The following is a 15,098-nucleotide window of genomic DNA, read 5'->3' on the forward strand; positions in this document are numbered from 1 at the left end:
CGATGTGGGCGAATCAAACGCGCAACGCCCGGCCGCCCTGCGCGGCGAGATGGCCGAGGACCATGCCCGGCAGTGCCGTCAGCGCCCCCACCTCATGGGTCGCGCCGACCGCAATCGCCTCGCGCGGCATGCCGAACACGACGCAAGAGGCTTCGTCCTGGGCGAAATTGTAGGCCCCGGCGCCCTTCATTTCCAGCATACCCTGCGCGCCGTCCTTGCCCATGCCGGTCAGGATCACCCCGACCGCATTCTTGCCGGCCGCCAGTGCCGCGGAACGGAACAGCACGTCCACCGACGGGCGGTGGCGGTTGACCGGGTCGGTCTGTTCGATCCTGGTCATGTAGTTGGCGCCGGAGCGCGTCAGCAGCAGGTGCGAGTGGCCGGGCGCGATGTAGGCGTGGCCCGGCAGCACGCGCTCGTTGCCCTGGGCTTCGGTCACGCTGATGCGGCACAGCGAATCCAGGCGCTTGGCGAAGGAACTCGTGAAACCTTCCGGCATGTGCTGGGCGATCAGGATGCCCGGGCAGTCGGACGGCATCTGCATCAGGAATTCGCGGATCGCTTCGGTGCCACCGGTGGAGGCGCCGATGATGATCAGCTTTTCGGACGAAGTCAGCGGACTGCGCAGCTGCGGCAGCTGGGCGCTGGGCGGCGGCGCATGCAGGGTGCGCGGTTTCAGGCGCGCGCGGGCGGCGCCGCGGATCTTGTCGGCGATGAGTTCGGTGTACTCGCGCATGCCGGACTGGATCGAGATCTTCGGCTTGGTGACGAAGTCGACCGCGCCCAGTTCCAGCGCACGCATCGTGATCTCGGAGCCGCGCTCGGTCAGCGAAGAGACCATCAGCACCGGCATCGGGCGCAGGCGCATCAGCTTTTCGAGGAAGTCGAGGCCGTCCATCTTCGGCATCTCGACGTCGAGCGTGAGCACGTCGGGGTTGGTCCGCTTGATCAGCTCGCGCGCGACCAGCGGATCGGGCGCGGTGCCCACCACTTCCATGTCCGGCTGCGAGTTGACGATCTCGGTCATCACGCTGCGGATCAGGGCGGAATCGTCGACGATCGCGACTTTGATCTTGTTCGTGGAATGCATACTGTGCCCTTTCGTCAGAACAGGTCGATATCGCCGCCGACCGGCGCGACCTTGAGGCGGCTGGCGTAATCGAGCTCGCGCTTCGCCAGCGTATCGTTATGGGTTTGCATCAGCTTCTTGACCAGCACCTTGCCGGTGCGCGGGAAGAAGTACACCTTGCGCGGGTAGATGTCGTTCAGGTCTTCGGCCAGCACCGGGATGCGCTCGGTCTTCAGGAACTGCATCACGAAAGCCGCGTTGCGCTCGCCCACGTTCATGGCCGAGAAACCGCGCAGCACGGCGCCGCCGCCGAACACCTTCGCTTCCAGATGCTCGCGGCGCGCGCCGGCCTTCAGCAGATCGTTGATCAGCACTTCCATCGCATAGGTCCCGTAGCGCATCGACGCCGATACCGGGTTGCCGGGATCGCCGCCGTCCGGCAGCATGAAGTGGTTCATGCCGCCCAGGCCCTTGACGCGGTCGCGGATGCAGGCCGAGACGCAGGACCCGAGCACCGTCACGATCAGCATGTCCTTGGGCGTGTAGTAGTACTCGCCCGGCAGGATTTTGGCGGCCTGGCAGTCGAAGGTGCGGTCGTAATAGACGTTGGTGGCAAAGTGGCTGTTGGTATCCATGGTGCTGCTTCTCTCGATGAACTCAGGCGAGTTCGTACACCGTCTTGCCGCGCAGGCGCAGCGAGTCGGACACATACAGGAAATTCTCGGAGTGCCCGGCAAACAGCAGGGCGTCCGGCTTCATCAGGGGCACGAAGCGCTTCAGGATCTTGCGCTGGGTGTCCTTGTCGAAGTAGATCATCACGTTGCGGCAGAAGATCACGTCGAACGGGCCCTTCAGGTCCCAGTCGTCGGCCAGCAGGTTGAGCTGGCGGAAGGTGATCAGGCTGCGCAGTTCGGGACGCACCCGCACCAGGCCCTCCTGGGCGCCCTTCCCCTTCAGGAAGAAGCGGCGCTTGCGCTCGACTTCCAGCTTGTCGATGCGTTCGATCGGATAGACGCCGGCGCCGGCAGTGGCCAGTACGTTGGTGTCGATGTCGGTCGCGATGATGGACACCGGCGGCGTGAGCGTGTTGAACGCCTCGCACAGGGTCATCGCGATCGAGTAGGGTTCCTCGCCGGTCGAACTGGCCGAACACCAGATCGTCAGCGGGGTGGACGGATGCTGGCGGCGCGCCTTGAGCGCGTGCTCCGCCAGCAGCGGGAAGTGGTGAGACTCGCGGAAGAACGAGGTCAGGTTGGTGGTCAGCGCATTCGTGAAGGCTTCCCATTCCTGCCCGTTGGGGCCGCTGAGCTTTCCGGCTTCGAGCGCATCGAGATAGCGCGCGAAGGATTCGATGCCGGTCGCGCGCAGACGGCGCGCGAGGCGGCTGTAGACCATTTCCTGCTTGCTGTCGGCCAGCGAGATGCCGGCGCGCTGGTAGATCAGTCCGCGCACGCGCTCGAAGTCCGCGCGCGTGAACTCGAATTCCTTGCCGGTTTCCTGCTTGGTATGAAGCGGCACGTTATTACCTTTGGGTGTGTGAAGATGAAGCCAGCCCTGCGCCGCGCTGCCGAAATCCGGATGCTTACGCTGCCATTCTGTCGATCAGGCCCATCTCGCTGGACGACATCAGGCGATCGATGTCGATCAGGATCAGCATGCGCTCGTCGACGGTGCCGAGGCCCATCAGATAATCGGAGTTGAAGGCGGTGCCCATTTCCGGCGCCGGCTTGACCTGGTCCGGCGTCAGGGTGGTGACGTCCGACACGCTGTCCACGACCATGCCCATGATGCGGCCGCCGATGTTCAGGATGATCACGACGGTGAACTGGTCGTAGGTCGGGGTGCCGAGCTTGAACTTGATGCGCATGTCGACCACCGGGATGATGATGCCACGCAGGTTGATCACGCCCTTGATGAATTCGGGGGCGTTGGCGATGCGGGTCACGGCTTCGTAGCCGCGGATTTCCTGCACCTTCAGGATGTCGATCCCGTATTCCTCGGAGCCGAGGGTGAAGGCGAGGTATTCGCTGCCGCTGCCGTCGCGCGCGTCGGCGGGCTTGGTGGTCTGTTGAGTGGACATGGCGGTTCCTAAGTTCAGGTTGATTTTCGGTTTTTATGAGACGACGGTATCGTCCGTCAGCTGACGCGAGGAGCGCAGCAGCGCAGCCACGTCGAGGATCAGCGCCACGCCGCCATCGCCGAGGATGGTGGCGCCGGAGATCCCGGCCACCTTGCGGTAGTTCGATTCGAGGTTCTTGACCACGACCTGCTGCTGGCCCACCAGTTCGTCGACGAACAGCGCGGCCTTGCGGCCTTCGGTTTCGAGGATCACCAGGATCCCTTCGGCCGGATCGGTAAAGCGCGGCACGATGTTGAACATCTGGTGCAGCGGGACCAGCGGCAGGTATTCGCCGCGCACCTTGACCACGCGGCCCTGCCCGGCGATGTCCTTGACGTCGGCCCGCGCAGGCTGCAGCGACTCGACCACGAAGCCGAGCGGCAGGATGTAGATCTCGTCGCCGCAGCGGATCGACATGCCGTCCAGGATCGCCAGCGTCAGCGGCAGCGAGATCAGGATGGTGGTGCCGAAGCCCTTGGCCGAGCGGATGTCGATGGTGCCGCCCATCTGCGTGATGTTGCGCTTGACGACGTCCATGCCGACCCCGCGTCCGGAGACGTCGGTGACGATTTCGGCAGTCGAGAAGCCCGGCGCGAAGATCAGCTGCCAGACCTCGGCGTCGCTCATGTTCTCGGACACCGGCAGGCCGTTCTCGCGGGCCTTGGCCAGGATCCGTTCGCGATTCAGGCCGCCGCCATCGTCGGCCACCTCGATCACGATGTTGCCGCCCTGGTGGGCGGCGGACAGGAACAGGCGCCCCGATTCCGACTTGCCGGCGGCCACGCGGGCGGCCGGCATCTCGATGCCGTGGTCGATCGAATTGCGCACCAGGTGGGTCAGCGGATCGACGATGCGTTCGATCAGGCCCTTGTCCAGTTCCGTCGCCGCGCCGTTGGTGATGAAGTCGACCTTCTTGCCGAGCTTGCCGGCCAGGTCGCGCACCATGCGCGGGAAGCGCGAGAACACGAAGTCCATCGGCATCATGCGGATCGACATCACCGCTTCCTGCAGGTCGCGGGTATTGCGGGTCAGTTGCGACACCGACGCCAGCAGGCGCTGGTGGACCATCGGATCGAGGCCGTCGCTGCGCTGCTCGATCATGGCCTGGGTGATCACCAGTTCGCCGACCAGGTTGATCAGCTGGTCGACCTTCTCGATCGAGACGCGGATCGAGCCCGCTTCGGCGTGCGCGTGGGCGGCATCGGCGGCCTTCTTGGAGGCTTTCTTCTCGGCGGCGGCGTCGGCCGCGTCGAGCGCTTCCGGACGGCTCTGCACGGCCACCGCCGGCTGCGGCGCTTCCGGCACGATGCCGGCTTCGAGGCGGATCTGTTCGATCGGCTGGAAGAAGCCGTAGCCGCGCTCGTCGTCGGACAGCTCGGCCTGGGTACTCTCGGCCGGCTCGTTCGGATCGAAGAAGCCGTAGCCCTGCTCGTCCTCGATGCGGGCACGTTCAAGCGCCTCGATCGCGCGCTGCTCGGGCGTGAGCGGCGGCGCTTCGAAGATCTTCAGGTCTTCCGGATTCAGCACGAACGAGCAGATCGCGACGATGTCGTCCAGGCCCTCGTGGGTCATGATGATCAGGGCGCTGCGCCCGCCCGCCAGCGGCGTCACCGAGACGCGGCCCAGCAGGCCGAGTTCGTCGACCAGGGCGTTGACGTCGCGCTGCGGAATGTCCGGCAGCTCGATCTTGTAGCGGTGCGCGCCCTCGCGCACTTCCTGCTTCTGTTCGGCGTGCAGGAAGGACGGCACGGTCGGCTGGTGCGCCGCCACGATGACGCCTTCGGACAGGTCGTGCAGCATCATGCGCACGTTGGCGACCGCTTCCTGGTCCACGCTGGCGCCGTGACGGTGGCCGTCCAGCTGCATCTTGAGGATGTCCTTGGCCGCCAGGAAGGCGTCCACGTGCTGGCTGGTGAGGGACATCTCACCCTTGCGGATGCGGTCCAGCAGCGACTCCAGCACGTGGGTCACTTCGCTCATGTCGTTCAGGCCGAAGGTCGACGCCCCGCCCTTGATCGAGTGCGCGGTGCGGAAGATCGCGTTCAGGTCTTCCGCGTCCGGCGTGGCGATATCGACGGCCAGCAGCAGACGCTCCTTTTCGGCGAGGAGTTCTTCCGCCTCGTCGAAAAAGACCTGGTAGAACTGGCTGATGTCGATGGTCATGATGTGTCGCTCGTCGGCGCTTAGCCGATCACCTTCTTGACCACCTCGATCAGGCGCTGCGGATCGAAGGGCTTGACCAGCCAGCCGTTGGCGCCGGCCGCGCGGCCCTTCGATTTCATCTCGTCCGAGGATTCGGTGGTCAGCATCAGGATGGGCACCTTGGCATAGGTCGGCAGGCCGCGCAGCGACTTGATCAGCGTGAGGCCGTCCATCTTCGGCATGTTCTGGTCGGTCAGGACCAGGTCCACGGTCTGCTGCTTCGCCTTGTCCAGGCCATCCTGGCCGTCGACCGCCTCCACCACCTGGTAGCCGGCGGCCTTCAGGCTGAACGCCACCATCTGGCGCAAGGAACTGGAATCGTCAACCGCAAGAATCGTTTTAGCCATTTTTTGTGTGCTCCTGGGGGTCAGAGTCCGGTTCTTCTTTTAAAGGACTCTGACCCCGGTTTTAGTTAGCATGGGGTCAGAGTCCGGTTCTTCCGTTGGGACTCTGACCCCGGTTTCATAGTTATCGTATCAACTCAGAACAATTCGATATCGCCGCTCTCGAGATGCCGCTGCTCCACCGACTTGCGCAGCATGCTGCGCAGCTCGAGCGACTGGATCGCCAGCGCCATGCTGACCTTGCCCAGGCGCTCGACGATTTCCTCGCTGTGGGTGTCCGGTGCGATGTCGGCACCGTGCTCGCCGAGCGTGGCCAGGAATTCGCGCAGACCGGCCACGCGGCGCAGCGTGCGGTCGAGCAGCTGGCTGGTCATGTCCTGGAACTGCATGCTGGTGATCGCCGTGTTCACGTGCAGGCCGATCTCGCCCGACATGCCGGTCAGCTTTTCGCTTTCCTCGGCCGATGGCGCCTCGCCGGCCAGCAGACGGTTGATGCTCTGCTGGCGCGCGTCCACCGCCTGGTGGATCGCCATGAAACTGGAGGTCAGCTTTTCGACGGCTTCCTCGAGCAGCAGCGTGGTCTGCACCAGGTCGGTCTCGACCTCGTTCAGGTGGCGCCGGCCGTGGTCGGAAACGCCCGACAGCAGGCGCTTCACGTGCGACCCTAAAATCTTTTTTCTTGTCATTCAGTCCTCCAGAACACGCACGCGCCCTACTTCGCCGCTTCCTGCTCCGGCGCCGCCAGTCCACCACCGGTCGCCGCGGCCACCGCCTTCACCGCGCCGTCGACGTCGTCCGGCACGTCCAGCGAATTGCTGCCGCTGCTGCCGCCGCGCAGCACCGCTTCCTCGGTGCGCTTGTTCATCACCAGGATGCTGATGCGGCGGTTGACCGGATTGAACGGGTCCTTGGGGTCGAGGTGGTTGGCCGCGGCCAGGCCCACCACGCGCAGGATCTTGTCGTCGGCCAGGCCGCCGCGCACCAGTTCGCGGCGCGAGGCGTTGGCGCGGTCGGCCGACAGCTCCCAGTTCGAATAGCCGCTCGCGGTCATGTAGGGCGTCGAATCGGTGTGGCCCGACAGGCTCAGTTTGTTCGGCACGTCGTTCAGCACCAGCGCCAGCACGTCGAGGATGTCGCGGGTATAAGGCTGCAGTTCGGCTTTCGCGCTCTCGAACATCGGGCGGTTCTTCTCGTCGACGATCTGGATGCGCAGGCCCTCGCTGGTAACGTCGAGCAGCAATTGGTTCTTGTACTTCTTCAGTTGCGGATTGGCCTCGATGGTCGACTCGATCTTCTGCTTCAGCCTCGCCAGGCGCTCGGCTTCCTCGTGCTCCAGCGCCGCCCTGGCGGCCTTCAGGTCGTAGGTTTTCTTGTCGGCCGGGGTGTCGCCCTTCTTGACCTGGCCGTTACGGCGCGTCAGGTCCTGGCCGCCGCCCTGCAGGATCGAGGCGCTGTCGCCGCTGCCCGAACCGCCCTGCATGGCCACCTTCAGCGGGGTCTTGAAATAGTTGGCGATACCTTCCATGTCGCCCTTGGTGGTCGAGCCGAGCAGCCACATGAGCAGGAAGAAGGCCATCATCGCCGTCACGAAGTCGGCATAGGCGATCTTCCAGGCGCCGCCATGGTGTCCATGGCCGCCCTTCTTGATCTTCTTGACGATAATGGGCCGCTGGCCGTCGTCAGCCATTACTTGCTCTTCGCTTTCTTGATGTGGTCTTCGAGCTCGGCGAAGGTCGGACGCTCGGTCGAGTACAGGACCTTGCGGCCGAATTCGACCGCCAGCGCCGGCGCATAGCCGTTCAGGCTGGCCAGCAGCGTGACTTTCACGGTCTGGAACATCTTGGTCGATTCCTCCAGTTTCTGCTCCAGCAGGCTGGCCAGCGGGCCGACGAAGCCGTAGGCCAGCAGGATGCCGAGGAAGGTGCCGACCAGTGCGTGCGCGATCAGCATGCCCAGTTCCGCCGGCGGTGCGCCGACCGATTCCATGGTGTGCACCACGCCCATCACCGCGGCCACGATACCGAAGGCCGGCAGGCCGTCGCCCAGCTTGGCGATGCACTGTGCCGGCACGTGGCCTTCATGATGGTGGGTCTCGATCTCGTTGTCCATCAGGTTTTCGATCTGGAAGGCATCCATGTTGCCGGAAACCATCAGGCGCAGGTAATCAGTGATGAATTCGACGATGTGGTGGTCGGCCAGCACCATCGGGTACTTCGAGAACACCGGGCTCTGCTCCGGGCTTTCGATATCGCCTTCGATCGACATCAGGCCTTCCTTGCGGACCTTGGACAGCACGTCGAACATCAGCGACATCAGCTCCATGTACATCTCGCGCGTGTACTTGGAACCCTTGAACAGGGTCGGCAGCGCCTTCATGGTCGCCTTGACGGCTTTCGGGGTATTACCCACAAAGAAAGCGCCGATCGCGGCGCCGCCAATCATCAGCACTTCGAGCGGCTGCATCAGCGCAGCCACGTGGCCGCCGCTCAGGACGAAACCGCCGATCACTGACGCGACGACGATGATGTAACCGATAATGACAAACACAGGGCTCCCGCTCGATGAGGCCGGGAACATGCCCGGTTGAAATATTTACGTAGGGAACTAGATTAGCTTGAGAATGGACTACGGGCAAGTAAAAGTGCCCGGAATGTGGCTCAAAAGTCCCAAATGTAGAGAATTTTCCTGCTATCGGTAGTTACAACACGTCGATCGGGCTCCCGCTCGGCAATGGCAAATTCGTAACTGAGAAGTACACTGCCGGGGCGCATTTCGCGTGCCGCCTTGCGCCAAAGGCCACCCATCGCCGCCGGCGACAGGTAGGCGAAGACCACGTCGTAATTGCCGAAATTGAGGGTTTCGTAATCGCCGCGCAGGAAACGGGCACGGCTGCCGCTCAGTTTTGCGCGCAGGCTGCTGGCCAGCCAGGGCAAGGGCGCGAGCTCGATCCCGCTGAGCTCGCAATCCGGGCGGCGCCGAGCCAGGTCCAGCACCAGCCCGCCCAGGCCGCTGCCGATATCGATGATGCGCAGCGGCCGATCGGCCGGCAGCTGGCGCGCGACGGCTTCCCACACGCGGCGGCCGGACGGGTAGTACGGCACCTGGGTGCGGAAAGTCGACCAATATAAAAGCAGCATGAACAGGAACACCGCCAAAAAGGCGGCGGGAGGCAAGGCCAGCGCATCGGCCGCTTGCCTGGCCAGCAGCAGGGCCGGCGGAAACAGAAACTGGATCGCGCGCCACCAGCTGGCCAGCCCGGCACGCCAGGACAAAGCCGCGGCCCAGGCGCCCTGCACCAGCGCCACGCCCAGCAGGGATTGCCGGATGCCGGCACGCGCCAGCAGCCAGACCGTGGCCAGCATCAAGGGGAAAGCGAGGATTTGCAGCAGCAGCGCACGGACAGCGGGCGCGCGCCAGATGCGGCGCGGGGCGGCGGCGCTCATCGAGGAAGGCGGATCAGTTGCCGGCGAGCGCGGCGGCGTCCTTGGCCTTGCGGGTCTTGCCGGCACGCGAAGGCATGTGGCACAGGCCGCACTGGTAGTCGTTGTTCAGGTCCAGCGAATTGACGACGTACTTGCCCTTGCATTTCGAGCAAGGCGCCAGCACCAGCATGCCGCCCTGGAAGAAGCGCACCAGGGTCCAGGCGCGGGTCAGCGACAGCAGCGGCTCTTCGCCCGGCTCCGGCGGCATCTGCTCCAAGTAGAGCTTGTAAGCCTTCATGACGGCCTGGATGCCGGTGGCGCCGGCATTGTCGACCAGGAATTTGTAGATGTTGATATACAGCGAGGAGTGGATGTTCGGCTGCCAGGTCAGGAACCAGTCGGTCGAGAACGGCAGCATGCCTTTCGGCGGCGACACGCCCTTCAGCTCCTTGTACAGCTTCAGCAGGCGCTCGCGCGACAGCGAGACTTCGGTCTCCAGCAACTGCAGGCGGGCGCCAAGCTGGATCAGTTCGATGGCCAGCTGAATTTCCTGGGCTTCAGAAACGACGCTTTTCTTGCTCATGATCTGCTTACTCCACAACTGCACGCACGCTGGACACTGACTTCGGTCAAACCGGGGTCAGAGCCCTTTTTAAAGCAACACCGGGCTCTGACCCCTACCGGCAAATTTTAAGCGATTTCTTCTGCAGGCTGGCCGGCCATCAGGATGGCGGCGTGCGACTGCGCCAGGGCGCGGTCTTTGCTGTGGCTGGTGAGCATCGACAGGATGGCGGTGTCGTCGAAGCGGAAGCGGGCCAGCATCATGTTGCCGCCGGCGAGCTTCAGGATTTGCGCGTTGCTCATGCCTTCGATCAGGTCGGCGATGTCGGCCGAGATGCCGAGACGGAAAATTGCCGTGACTTTGTCGGCGCGAATCATCTGCTGAGCCAGCATCAGGTAGCTCAGGTTCGCATCACGAATTTCAGCCATCATGTCGTTCGCAGTCATTTCCATCTCTCCGTGTTGATCTGTTCGGCGGCGTGTGTGTGTTGCCGATGAGATAGATTCTGACTGTGAGGAAACTTTTCTTCTATTGGAGAGTGTCTGTATTTTTTGTCCGACAAAGACGAAGTCGACCCGTAGGAGTTTGTCTGACAAACCCTCCCGGATCAGGGTCGCGCCCCTATGAAAACGGGCGGATGGCGATGATCGAATTGTCGGGCTTTTGGTGCCCGTCGACGCCGACAGAAATCCGCGTCTGTGTTGGTTATCGTCAACCAAATTGGGAACTTTAGGGTTGGATCGAAATATTTTTCAATTATTTTTCCGGTCTTCCCTGCCCCACTGACTCGTTATCGGACGGGTTTTCGCAAACTTTAGGCCTGTTCGCAAAATTTTTTTCTCGACCCAATCCCGGTCATCTGGATGGGTTATCGGACCGCTTCCGAAGAACTTTAGGGTTCTTGCGAAAATTTTTTTGGTGATGACTTTCTTGCTACACTGCCAGCTTCACGCCTTCATTCATCCAAAGACAAGCATGCACGCTCCAACGCTCTGGGATATCAGCCCGACGATCTCGGCCGGCATCCCGGTCTGGCCCGGCGATACCCCGTTCGAGGCCAGCCCCACCTGGGAGATCAGGGATGGCTGCCCGGTCCATGTCAGCCGCATGACCATGACCACCCACCTCGGCGCCCATACCGACGCCCCCTCCCACTACGATCCGGCCGGCCGCAGCATCGACGCCGTCGGCCTGGCGCCCTACCTCGGCCCCTGCCGCGTGATCCACTGCCTCGGCGTCAACACGGTGCGGCCGCAGGACATCGAAAGCCAGCTCGACGGCACGCCGCCGCGGGTGCTGCTGCGTACTTACGCGAGGGCGCCGCAGCAGGCTTGGGACCCGGCCTTCCCCAGCATCGCCCCGGAAACGATCGCGCTGTTGGCGTCGAAAGGCGTCATCCTGGTCGGCACCGACGCCGCCTCGCTCGACCCGCAGGATTCGAAAACCCTGGACGCCCACCACGCGGTACGCCGCCACGGCCTGGCGATCCTGGAGGGCATCGTTCTGGACGAGGTCCCGCCCGGCGACTACGAACTGATCGCCCTGCCCCTGAAACTGGCCGGCATGGATGCCAGCCCGGTGCGCGCGGTCTTGCGCGCCCTGCCCACGGAGACACTGCACGCATGAGCACCCAAGTAAGCATTTCCTCGCGCGCCGATTGCGCGGCCCTCGACGCCCAGGACCCGCTGGGTCACCTGCGCGACCGCTTCGAACTGCCGGAAGGCGTGATCTACCTGGACGGCAATTCCCTCGGCGCCCGTCCACGCGCCTCGCTGGCGCGCGCCCACGAAGTCGTGGCCATGGAATGGGGCCAGGACCTGATCAAGAGCTGGAACAGCGCCGGCTGGTTCGACCTGCCCAAGCGCCTCGGCGACCGCCTGGCCCCCATCATCGGCGCCCGCCCCGGCGAAGTGGCCGTCACCGACACGACCTCGCTGAACCTGTTCAAGGCCCTGGCCGCGGCCCTGGAGATCCAGCGCCAGAAGGCGCCTGAACGGAAGCGCATCGTCACCGAGCGCAGCAACTTCCCGACCGATATCTACATGGCGGACGGCCTGGCGCGCTGGCTGGACCGCGGCTACAGCGTCCACCTGGTCGACAGCGTCGAGGAACTGCCGGCCGCGGTGGATGCCGATTGCGCGGTCCTGATGCTGACCCACGTGAATTACCGCACCGGCCGGCAGCACGACATGGCGGCCTTGACCCGGCATGCCCACGAAGCCGGCGCGCTGGCGGTGTGGGACCTGGCCCACTCGGCCGGCGCGGTCCCGCTCGACCTGCATGGCGCCCAGGCTGACTTCGCGGTCGGCTGCACCTATAAATACCTGAACGGCGGTCCCGGCGCGCCGGCCTTCATCTGGGTGCCGGAACGCCACCAGGCCGCCTTCAGCCATCCGCTGACCGGCTGGTGGAGCCACGCCGCGCCCTTCGCCATGTCGCACGGCTTCACCGCGGCCGACGGCATCGGCCGCGCCCTGTGCGGCACCCAGCCGGTGGTCTCGCTGGCGCTGGTCGAATGCGGGCTGGAGATCTTCGAAGAGACCGACATGGCGGCGATCCGCGCCAAGTCGCTGGCCCTTACCGACCTGTTCATCGCCCTGGTCGAGGCGCGCTGCGCCAGCCATCCGCTTGGACTGGTGACGCCGCGCGAACACGCCCACCGCGGCAGCCATGTCAGCTTCACCCATCCGCACGGCTATGCGGTGATGCAGTCGCTGATCGAACGCGGCGTGATCGGCGACTACCGCGAACCGGAGATCATGCGCTTCGGCTTCACGCCGCTGTACACGAGCTATGCCGACGTCTGGGACGCGGTCGAGATCCTGCGCGACATCCTCGACAGCGGCCGCTACGACGCCAATGCAGCGCGCAGCGCAGTGACCTGAGCGGAGCGATATATGGACGAGCAAAAGAAAGCCGAGTGGCACGGCGCCAGGATGGACTTCAAGGAGTCCATGAGCTACGGCGACTACCTGGGCCTGAACCAGATCCTGACGGCCCAGCATCCGCTGTCGCCGAACCACAACGAGATGCTGTTCATCATCCAGCACCAGACCAGCGAGTTGTGGATCAAGCTGATGCTGCACGAACTGCAGGCGGTGCGCGAACAGATACGCAAGAGCGAGCTGCCGCCGGCCTTCAAGATGCTGGCCCGCGTGGCGCGCATCATGGACCAGCTGGTGCACGCCTGGGACGTACTGGCCACCATGACGCCGCCCGAATACACGGCGATCCGGCCCTACCTGGGCGCCTCCAGCGGCTTCCAGTCCTTCCAGTACCGTGAGCTCGAATTCATCCTCGGGAACAAGAACGCCAACATGCTGGCCGTGCACGAAGTCAAACCCGAGCACCACGCGCTGCTGGAGCGCGAGCTGCACGCGCCCTCGCTGTACGACGAGGCGGTGCGCCTGCTGGCCCGTTCGGGACTGCCGGTGTCCGAAGCGCGCCTGCACGCCGACCCGACCCAGCCCACCGCCCACGACGACTCCGTGCTGGCGGCCTGGCTCGAGGTCTACCGCGATCCCGAGCAGCACTGGGCGCTGTACGAGCTGGCCGAGAAGCTGGTCGACATGGAGACCGCCTTTCGCACCTGGCGCTTCCGCCACGTGTCGACGGTGGAGCGCATCATCGGCTTCAAGACCGGCACCGGCGGCACGGCCGGCGTGAGCTACCTGCGCAAGATGCTGGACGTGGTGCTGTTCCCCGAACTGTTCGCCTTGAGGACCGCCTTATGAAATGCGACATCCTGATCGTGGCCGGCCTGTGGAATTCCGGCCCCGACCACTGGCAGACGCATTGGGAAGCCAAGTACTCGAAATGGGAGCGCGTCGCCCACCGCGACTGGCAGGCACCAGACCGTGACGAATGGGTGGCCGAGCTGGACGCGGCGATCGCCGCCTGCCAGGGCCGGCCGATCCTGGTCGCGCACAGCCTGGGCTGCATGCTGGTGGCGCAATGGGCACAGGCCAGCTCGCACCTGAACGTGGCCGGCGCCTTCCTGGTCGCGCCGAGCGACGTCGAGGCGCCGTCCTACCCGATCGCCCCGGGCGCCTTCAGCCCGGTGCCGATGCAGCCGCTGCCCTTCCCGTCGATGGTGGTGGCCAGCAGCGACGATCCCTATGCGACCATCGAACGTTCGCGCGCCTTCGCCCAGGCCTGGGGCAGCAAACTGGTCGAAATCGGCGACGCCGGCCATATCAATGCCGACACCGGCTACGGCCCCTGGCCGGAAGGCGAGCAAATGCTGGAGGCGTTCTGCTCCACCCTGCAACCCTGAGCGCGCGCCGGGCCGCGCCGGCGGTCCGCGCCGGCGCGCTGGACCCGGCTTTCTCGCTCTACCTTGACCTGGTCCGGATCGCGGCCGCCGGTGCGGTCGTGATGGCCCACTTCGGCTATTTCCGCATCTTCGACGACAGCCAGATCGCGCGCATCGCCGACCTCGGGCGCGAAGCCGTGATCGCCTTCTTCGTGCTGTCCGGCTTCGTGATCGCCTACAGTGCCGAGCAGCGCAACCCCACGCTGCGCGACTATGCAAGCGCACGCTGCGCACGCCTGTACTCGGTGGTGCTGCCGGTGCTGCTGCTGGCCTTCGTGCTGGCGGGCCTGGCCGAGCAGCTCGGCGTGCAGGTGGGCGGCAGCTACCAGCTCCACAAGCCCTGGCTCTACATCCCCTTCCACCTGCTGTTCCTCGGCGAGCTGTGGGGCTTCGTCGAAACGCCGCCCTGGCTGCTGCCTTACTGGTCGCTGAACTACGAGGCCTGGTATTACCTGCTGTTCGGCGCCGTGTTCTACCTAAGGGGCCGGATGCGCCTGCTGGGCGTGGCGATCTTTGCCCTGATGGGTCCCAAGCTGTGGCTACTGCTGCCCTTGTGGATGGCTGGCGTGGTCCTGTACCGCTGGCAGAAAACCCATGCGATCCCACAAGGCATGGCGCGGACCGGCTGGACGCTGACGCTGGGGCTGCTGGCGACCTGGGCCTGGTACGATCCGGAATACGAGCTGCGCCTGGTGGCACAGGCGGCCTGGCCTTTCAGCAGCCTGCGCATGGGCAGCGCCGACCGCGTGCTGGCCGATTACCTCGTCGGCGTGCTGGTGCTGGCGAACTTCGCTTGTGCACGCCATGCCGGTTTCGATCTGCTGCCGCGCGCGAAACGCCTGATCCGCTTCCTGTCGGCGCATACCTTCACGCTCTACCTGTCGCACAGCCTGGTGATCTGCTGCTGGCAGGCGTTCGTTCCCTTCGAGCGCGGCGCGCCCGGCGTGCTGCTGGGGCTTGCGCTGGCGGTGATGGCGGTGGCGGCCGCGCTGCAGCCGCTGACGGAGCGTCTGCAGCGCCGGCTGCACCACTAACCTACGTTGCAATGACCATATTAAGGTTATT

The 15,098-nt window shown here is 64.7% G+C and carries 17 protein-coding genes; 5 read left to right on the forward strand and 12 right to left on the reverse strand.

The genetic code is table 11. From position 1 onward, the window contains the following. Positions 1-13: 13 nt before the first annotated feature. From NX782_RS13360 to flhD, 12 genes are all read right to left on the reverse strand, one after another. Complete coding sequence (locus NX782_RS13360; RefSeq protein ID WP_258845952.1) at positions 14-1,090, reverse strand: protein-glutamate methylesterase/protein-glutamine glutaminase; 1,077 nt, start codon at positions 1,088-1,090, stop codon at positions 14-16. 14 nt (positions 1,091-1,104) lie between these two features. Continuing rightward, positions 1,105-1,704, reverse strand: a complete 600-nt coding sequence (cheD, locus tag NX782_RS13365) for a chemoreceptor glutamine deamidase CheD (protein WP_258845953.1) — start codon at positions 1,702-1,704, stop codon at positions 1,105-1,107. A 22-nt stretch (positions 1,705-1,726) separates the two neighbouring features. Beyond that, a complete protein-coding gene (locus NX782_RS13370; RefSeq protein ID WP_258845954.1) occupies positions 1,727-2,587 on the reverse strand; it encodes a CheR family methyltransferase in 861 nt (286 codons plus the stop codon). A gap of 64 nt (positions 2,588-2,651) precedes the next feature. Further along, positions 2,652-3,149, reverse strand: coding sequence for a chemotaxis protein CheW (locus NX782_RS13375; protein WP_258845955.1), 498 nt, complete (start codon positions 3,147-3,149; stop codon positions 2,652-2,654). A 33-nt stretch (positions 3,150-3,182) separates the two neighbouring features. Then, the gene (gene cheA, locus NX782_RS13380; RefSeq protein WP_258845956.1) at positions 3,183-5,351 is read right to left on the reverse strand and encodes a chemotaxis protein CheA; all 2,169 of its coding nucleotides are present in this window, start codon (positions 5,349-5,351) and stop codon (positions 3,183-3,185) included. A gap of 20 nt (positions 5,352-5,371) precedes the next feature. Beyond that, positions 5,372-5,737: a response regulator gene (locus NX782_RS13385; RefSeq protein ID WP_258845957.1), complete on the reverse strand. Its 366-nt coding sequence runs from the start codon at positions 5,735-5,737 to the stop codon at positions 5,372-5,374. A gap of 134 nt (positions 5,738-5,871) precedes the next feature. Beyond that, complete coding sequence (locus NX782_RS13390) at positions 5,872-6,420, reverse strand: chemotaxis protein (protein WP_258845958.1); 549 nt, start codon at positions 6,418-6,420, stop codon at positions 5,872-5,874. A gap of 26 nt (positions 6,421-6,446) precedes the next feature. Next, the gene (gene motB / locus NX782_RS13395) at positions 6,447-7,421 is read right to left on the reverse strand and encodes a flagellar motor protein MotB (RefSeq protein ID WP_258845959.1); all 975 of its coding nucleotides are present in this window, start codon (positions 7,419-7,421) and stop codon (positions 6,447-6,449) included. Beyond that, a complete protein-coding gene (gene motA / locus NX782_RS13400; RefSeq protein WP_258845960.1) occupies positions 7,421-8,281 on the reverse strand; it encodes a flagellar motor stator protein MotA in 861 nt (286 codons plus the stop codon). The genes motB and motA overlap by 1 nt, the downstream gene beginning before the upstream one ends. Positions 8,282-8,391: 110 nt before the next feature. Beyond that, a complete protein-coding gene (locus NX782_RS13405) occupies positions 8,392-9,177 on the reverse strand; it encodes a class I SAM-dependent methyltransferase (protein ID WP_258845961.1) in 786 nt (261 codons plus the stop codon). 13 nt (positions 9,178-9,190) lie between these two features. After that, positions 9,191-9,739: a flagellar transcriptional regulator FlhC gene (flhC, locus tag NX782_RS13410; protein ID WP_258845962.1), complete on the reverse strand. Its 549-nt coding sequence runs from the start codon at positions 9,737-9,739 to the stop codon at positions 9,191-9,193. Between the two features lie 107 nt (positions 9,740-9,846). Beyond that, on the reverse strand, positions 9,847-10,164 hold the full coding sequence (gene flhD, locus NX782_RS13415; protein ID WP_047826184.1) for a flagellar transcriptional regulator FlhD: 318 nt from the start codon (positions 10,162-10,164) through the stop codon (positions 9,847-9,849). Positions 10,165-10,693: 529 nt separating this feature from the next. On the opposite strand from flhD, the gene kynB reads away from it, so the two are divergent. From kynB to NX782_RS13440, 5 genes are all read left to right on the forward strand, one after another. Further along, on the forward strand, positions 10,694-11,344 hold the full coding sequence (gene kynB, locus NX782_RS13420) for an arylformamidase (RefSeq protein ID WP_258845963.1): 651 nt from the start codon (positions 10,694-10,696) through the stop codon (positions 11,342-11,344). Then, a complete protein-coding gene (gene kynU, locus NX782_RS13425) occupies positions 11,341-12,603 on the forward strand; it encodes a kynureninase (protein WP_258845964.1) in 1,263 nt (420 codons plus the stop codon). The genes kynB and kynU overlap by 4 nt, the downstream gene beginning before the upstream one ends. 12 nt (positions 12,604-12,615) lie before the next feature. Next, the gene (gene kynA / locus NX782_RS13430) at positions 12,616-13,452 is read left to right on the forward strand and encodes a tryptophan 2,3-dioxygenase (RefSeq protein WP_258845965.1); all 837 of its coding nucleotides are present in this window, start codon (positions 12,616-12,618) and stop codon (positions 13,450-13,452) included. Then, complete coding sequence (locus NX782_RS13435; RefSeq protein WP_258845966.1) at positions 13,449-13,994, forward strand: RBBP9/YdeN family alpha/beta hydrolase; 546 nt, start codon at positions 13,449-13,451, stop codon at positions 13,992-13,994. The genes kynA and NX782_RS13435 overlap by 4 nt, the downstream gene beginning before the upstream one ends. 68 nt (positions 13,995-14,062) lie before the next feature. Continuing rightward, entirely contained in the window at positions 14,063-15,067 is a 1,005-nt protein-coding gene (locus NX782_RS13440; protein WP_258845994.1) for an acyltransferase family protein, read from the forward strand. Positions 15,068-15,098 lie beyond the last annotated feature (31 nt).

The sequence above is a fragment of the Massilia norwichensis genome (genome assembly GCF_024753245.1).
In the GTDB taxonomy this organism is placed as follows: domain Bacteria; phylum Pseudomonadota; class Gammaproteobacteria; order Burkholderiales; family Burkholderiaceae_D; genus Telluria; species Telluria norwichensis.

Bases quoted from the DNA above. Each gene is read 5' to 3' on its own strand.
- kynB (WP_258845963.1), top strand. From the start codon at position 10,694: ATGCACGCTCCAACGCTCTGGGATATCAGCCCGACGATCTCGGCCGGC.
- NX782_RS13375 (WP_258845955.1), bottom strand. From the start codon at position 3,149: ATGTCCACTCAACAGACCACCAAGCCCGCCGACGCGCGCGACGGCAGC.
- flhC (WP_258845962.1), bottom strand. From the start codon at position 9,739: ATGAGCAAGAAAAGCGTCGTTTCTGAAGCCCAGGAAATTCAGCTGGCC.
- NX782_RS13385 (WP_258845957.1), bottom strand. From the start codon at position 5,737: ATGGCTAAAACGATTCTTGCGGTTGACGATTCCAGTTCCTTGCGCCAG.
- NX782_RS13435 (WP_258845966.1), top strand. From the start codon at position 13,449: ATGAAATGCGACATCCTGATCGTGGCCGGCCTGTGGAATTCCGGCCCC.
- NX782_RS13360 (WP_258845952.1), bottom strand. From the start codon at position 1,090: ATGCATTCCACGAACAAGATCAAAGTCGCGATCGTCGACGATTCCGCC.
- cheD (WP_258845953.1), bottom strand. From the start codon at position 1,704: ATGGATACCAACAGCCACTTTGCCACCAACGTCTATTACGACCGCACC.
- motB (WP_258845959.1), bottom strand. From the start codon at position 7,421: ATGGCTGACGACGGCCAGCGGCCCATTATCGTCAAGAAGATCAAGAAG.
- NX782_RS13390 (WP_258845958.1), bottom strand. From the start codon at position 6,420: ATGACAAGAAAAAAGATTTTAGGGTCGCACGTGAAGCGCCTGCTGTCG.
- cheA (WP_258845956.1), bottom strand. From the start codon at position 5,351: ATGACCATCGACATCAGCCAGTTCTACCAGGTCTTTTTCGACGAGGCG.
- flhD (WP_047826184.1), bottom strand. From the start codon at position 10,164: ATGACTGCGAACGACATGATGGCTGAAATTCGTGATGCGAACCTGAGC.
- kynU (WP_258845964.1), top strand. From the start codon at position 11,341: ATGAGCACCCAAGTAAGCATTTCCTCGCGCGCCGATTGCGCGGCCCTC.
- kynA (WP_258845965.1), top strand. From the start codon at position 12,616: ATGGACGAGCAAAAGAAAGCCGAGTGGCACGGCGCCAGGATGGACTTC.
- NX782_RS13405 (WP_258845961.1), bottom strand. From the start codon at position 9,177: ATGAGCGCCGCCGCCCCGCGCCGCATCTGGCGCGCGCCCGCTGTCCGT.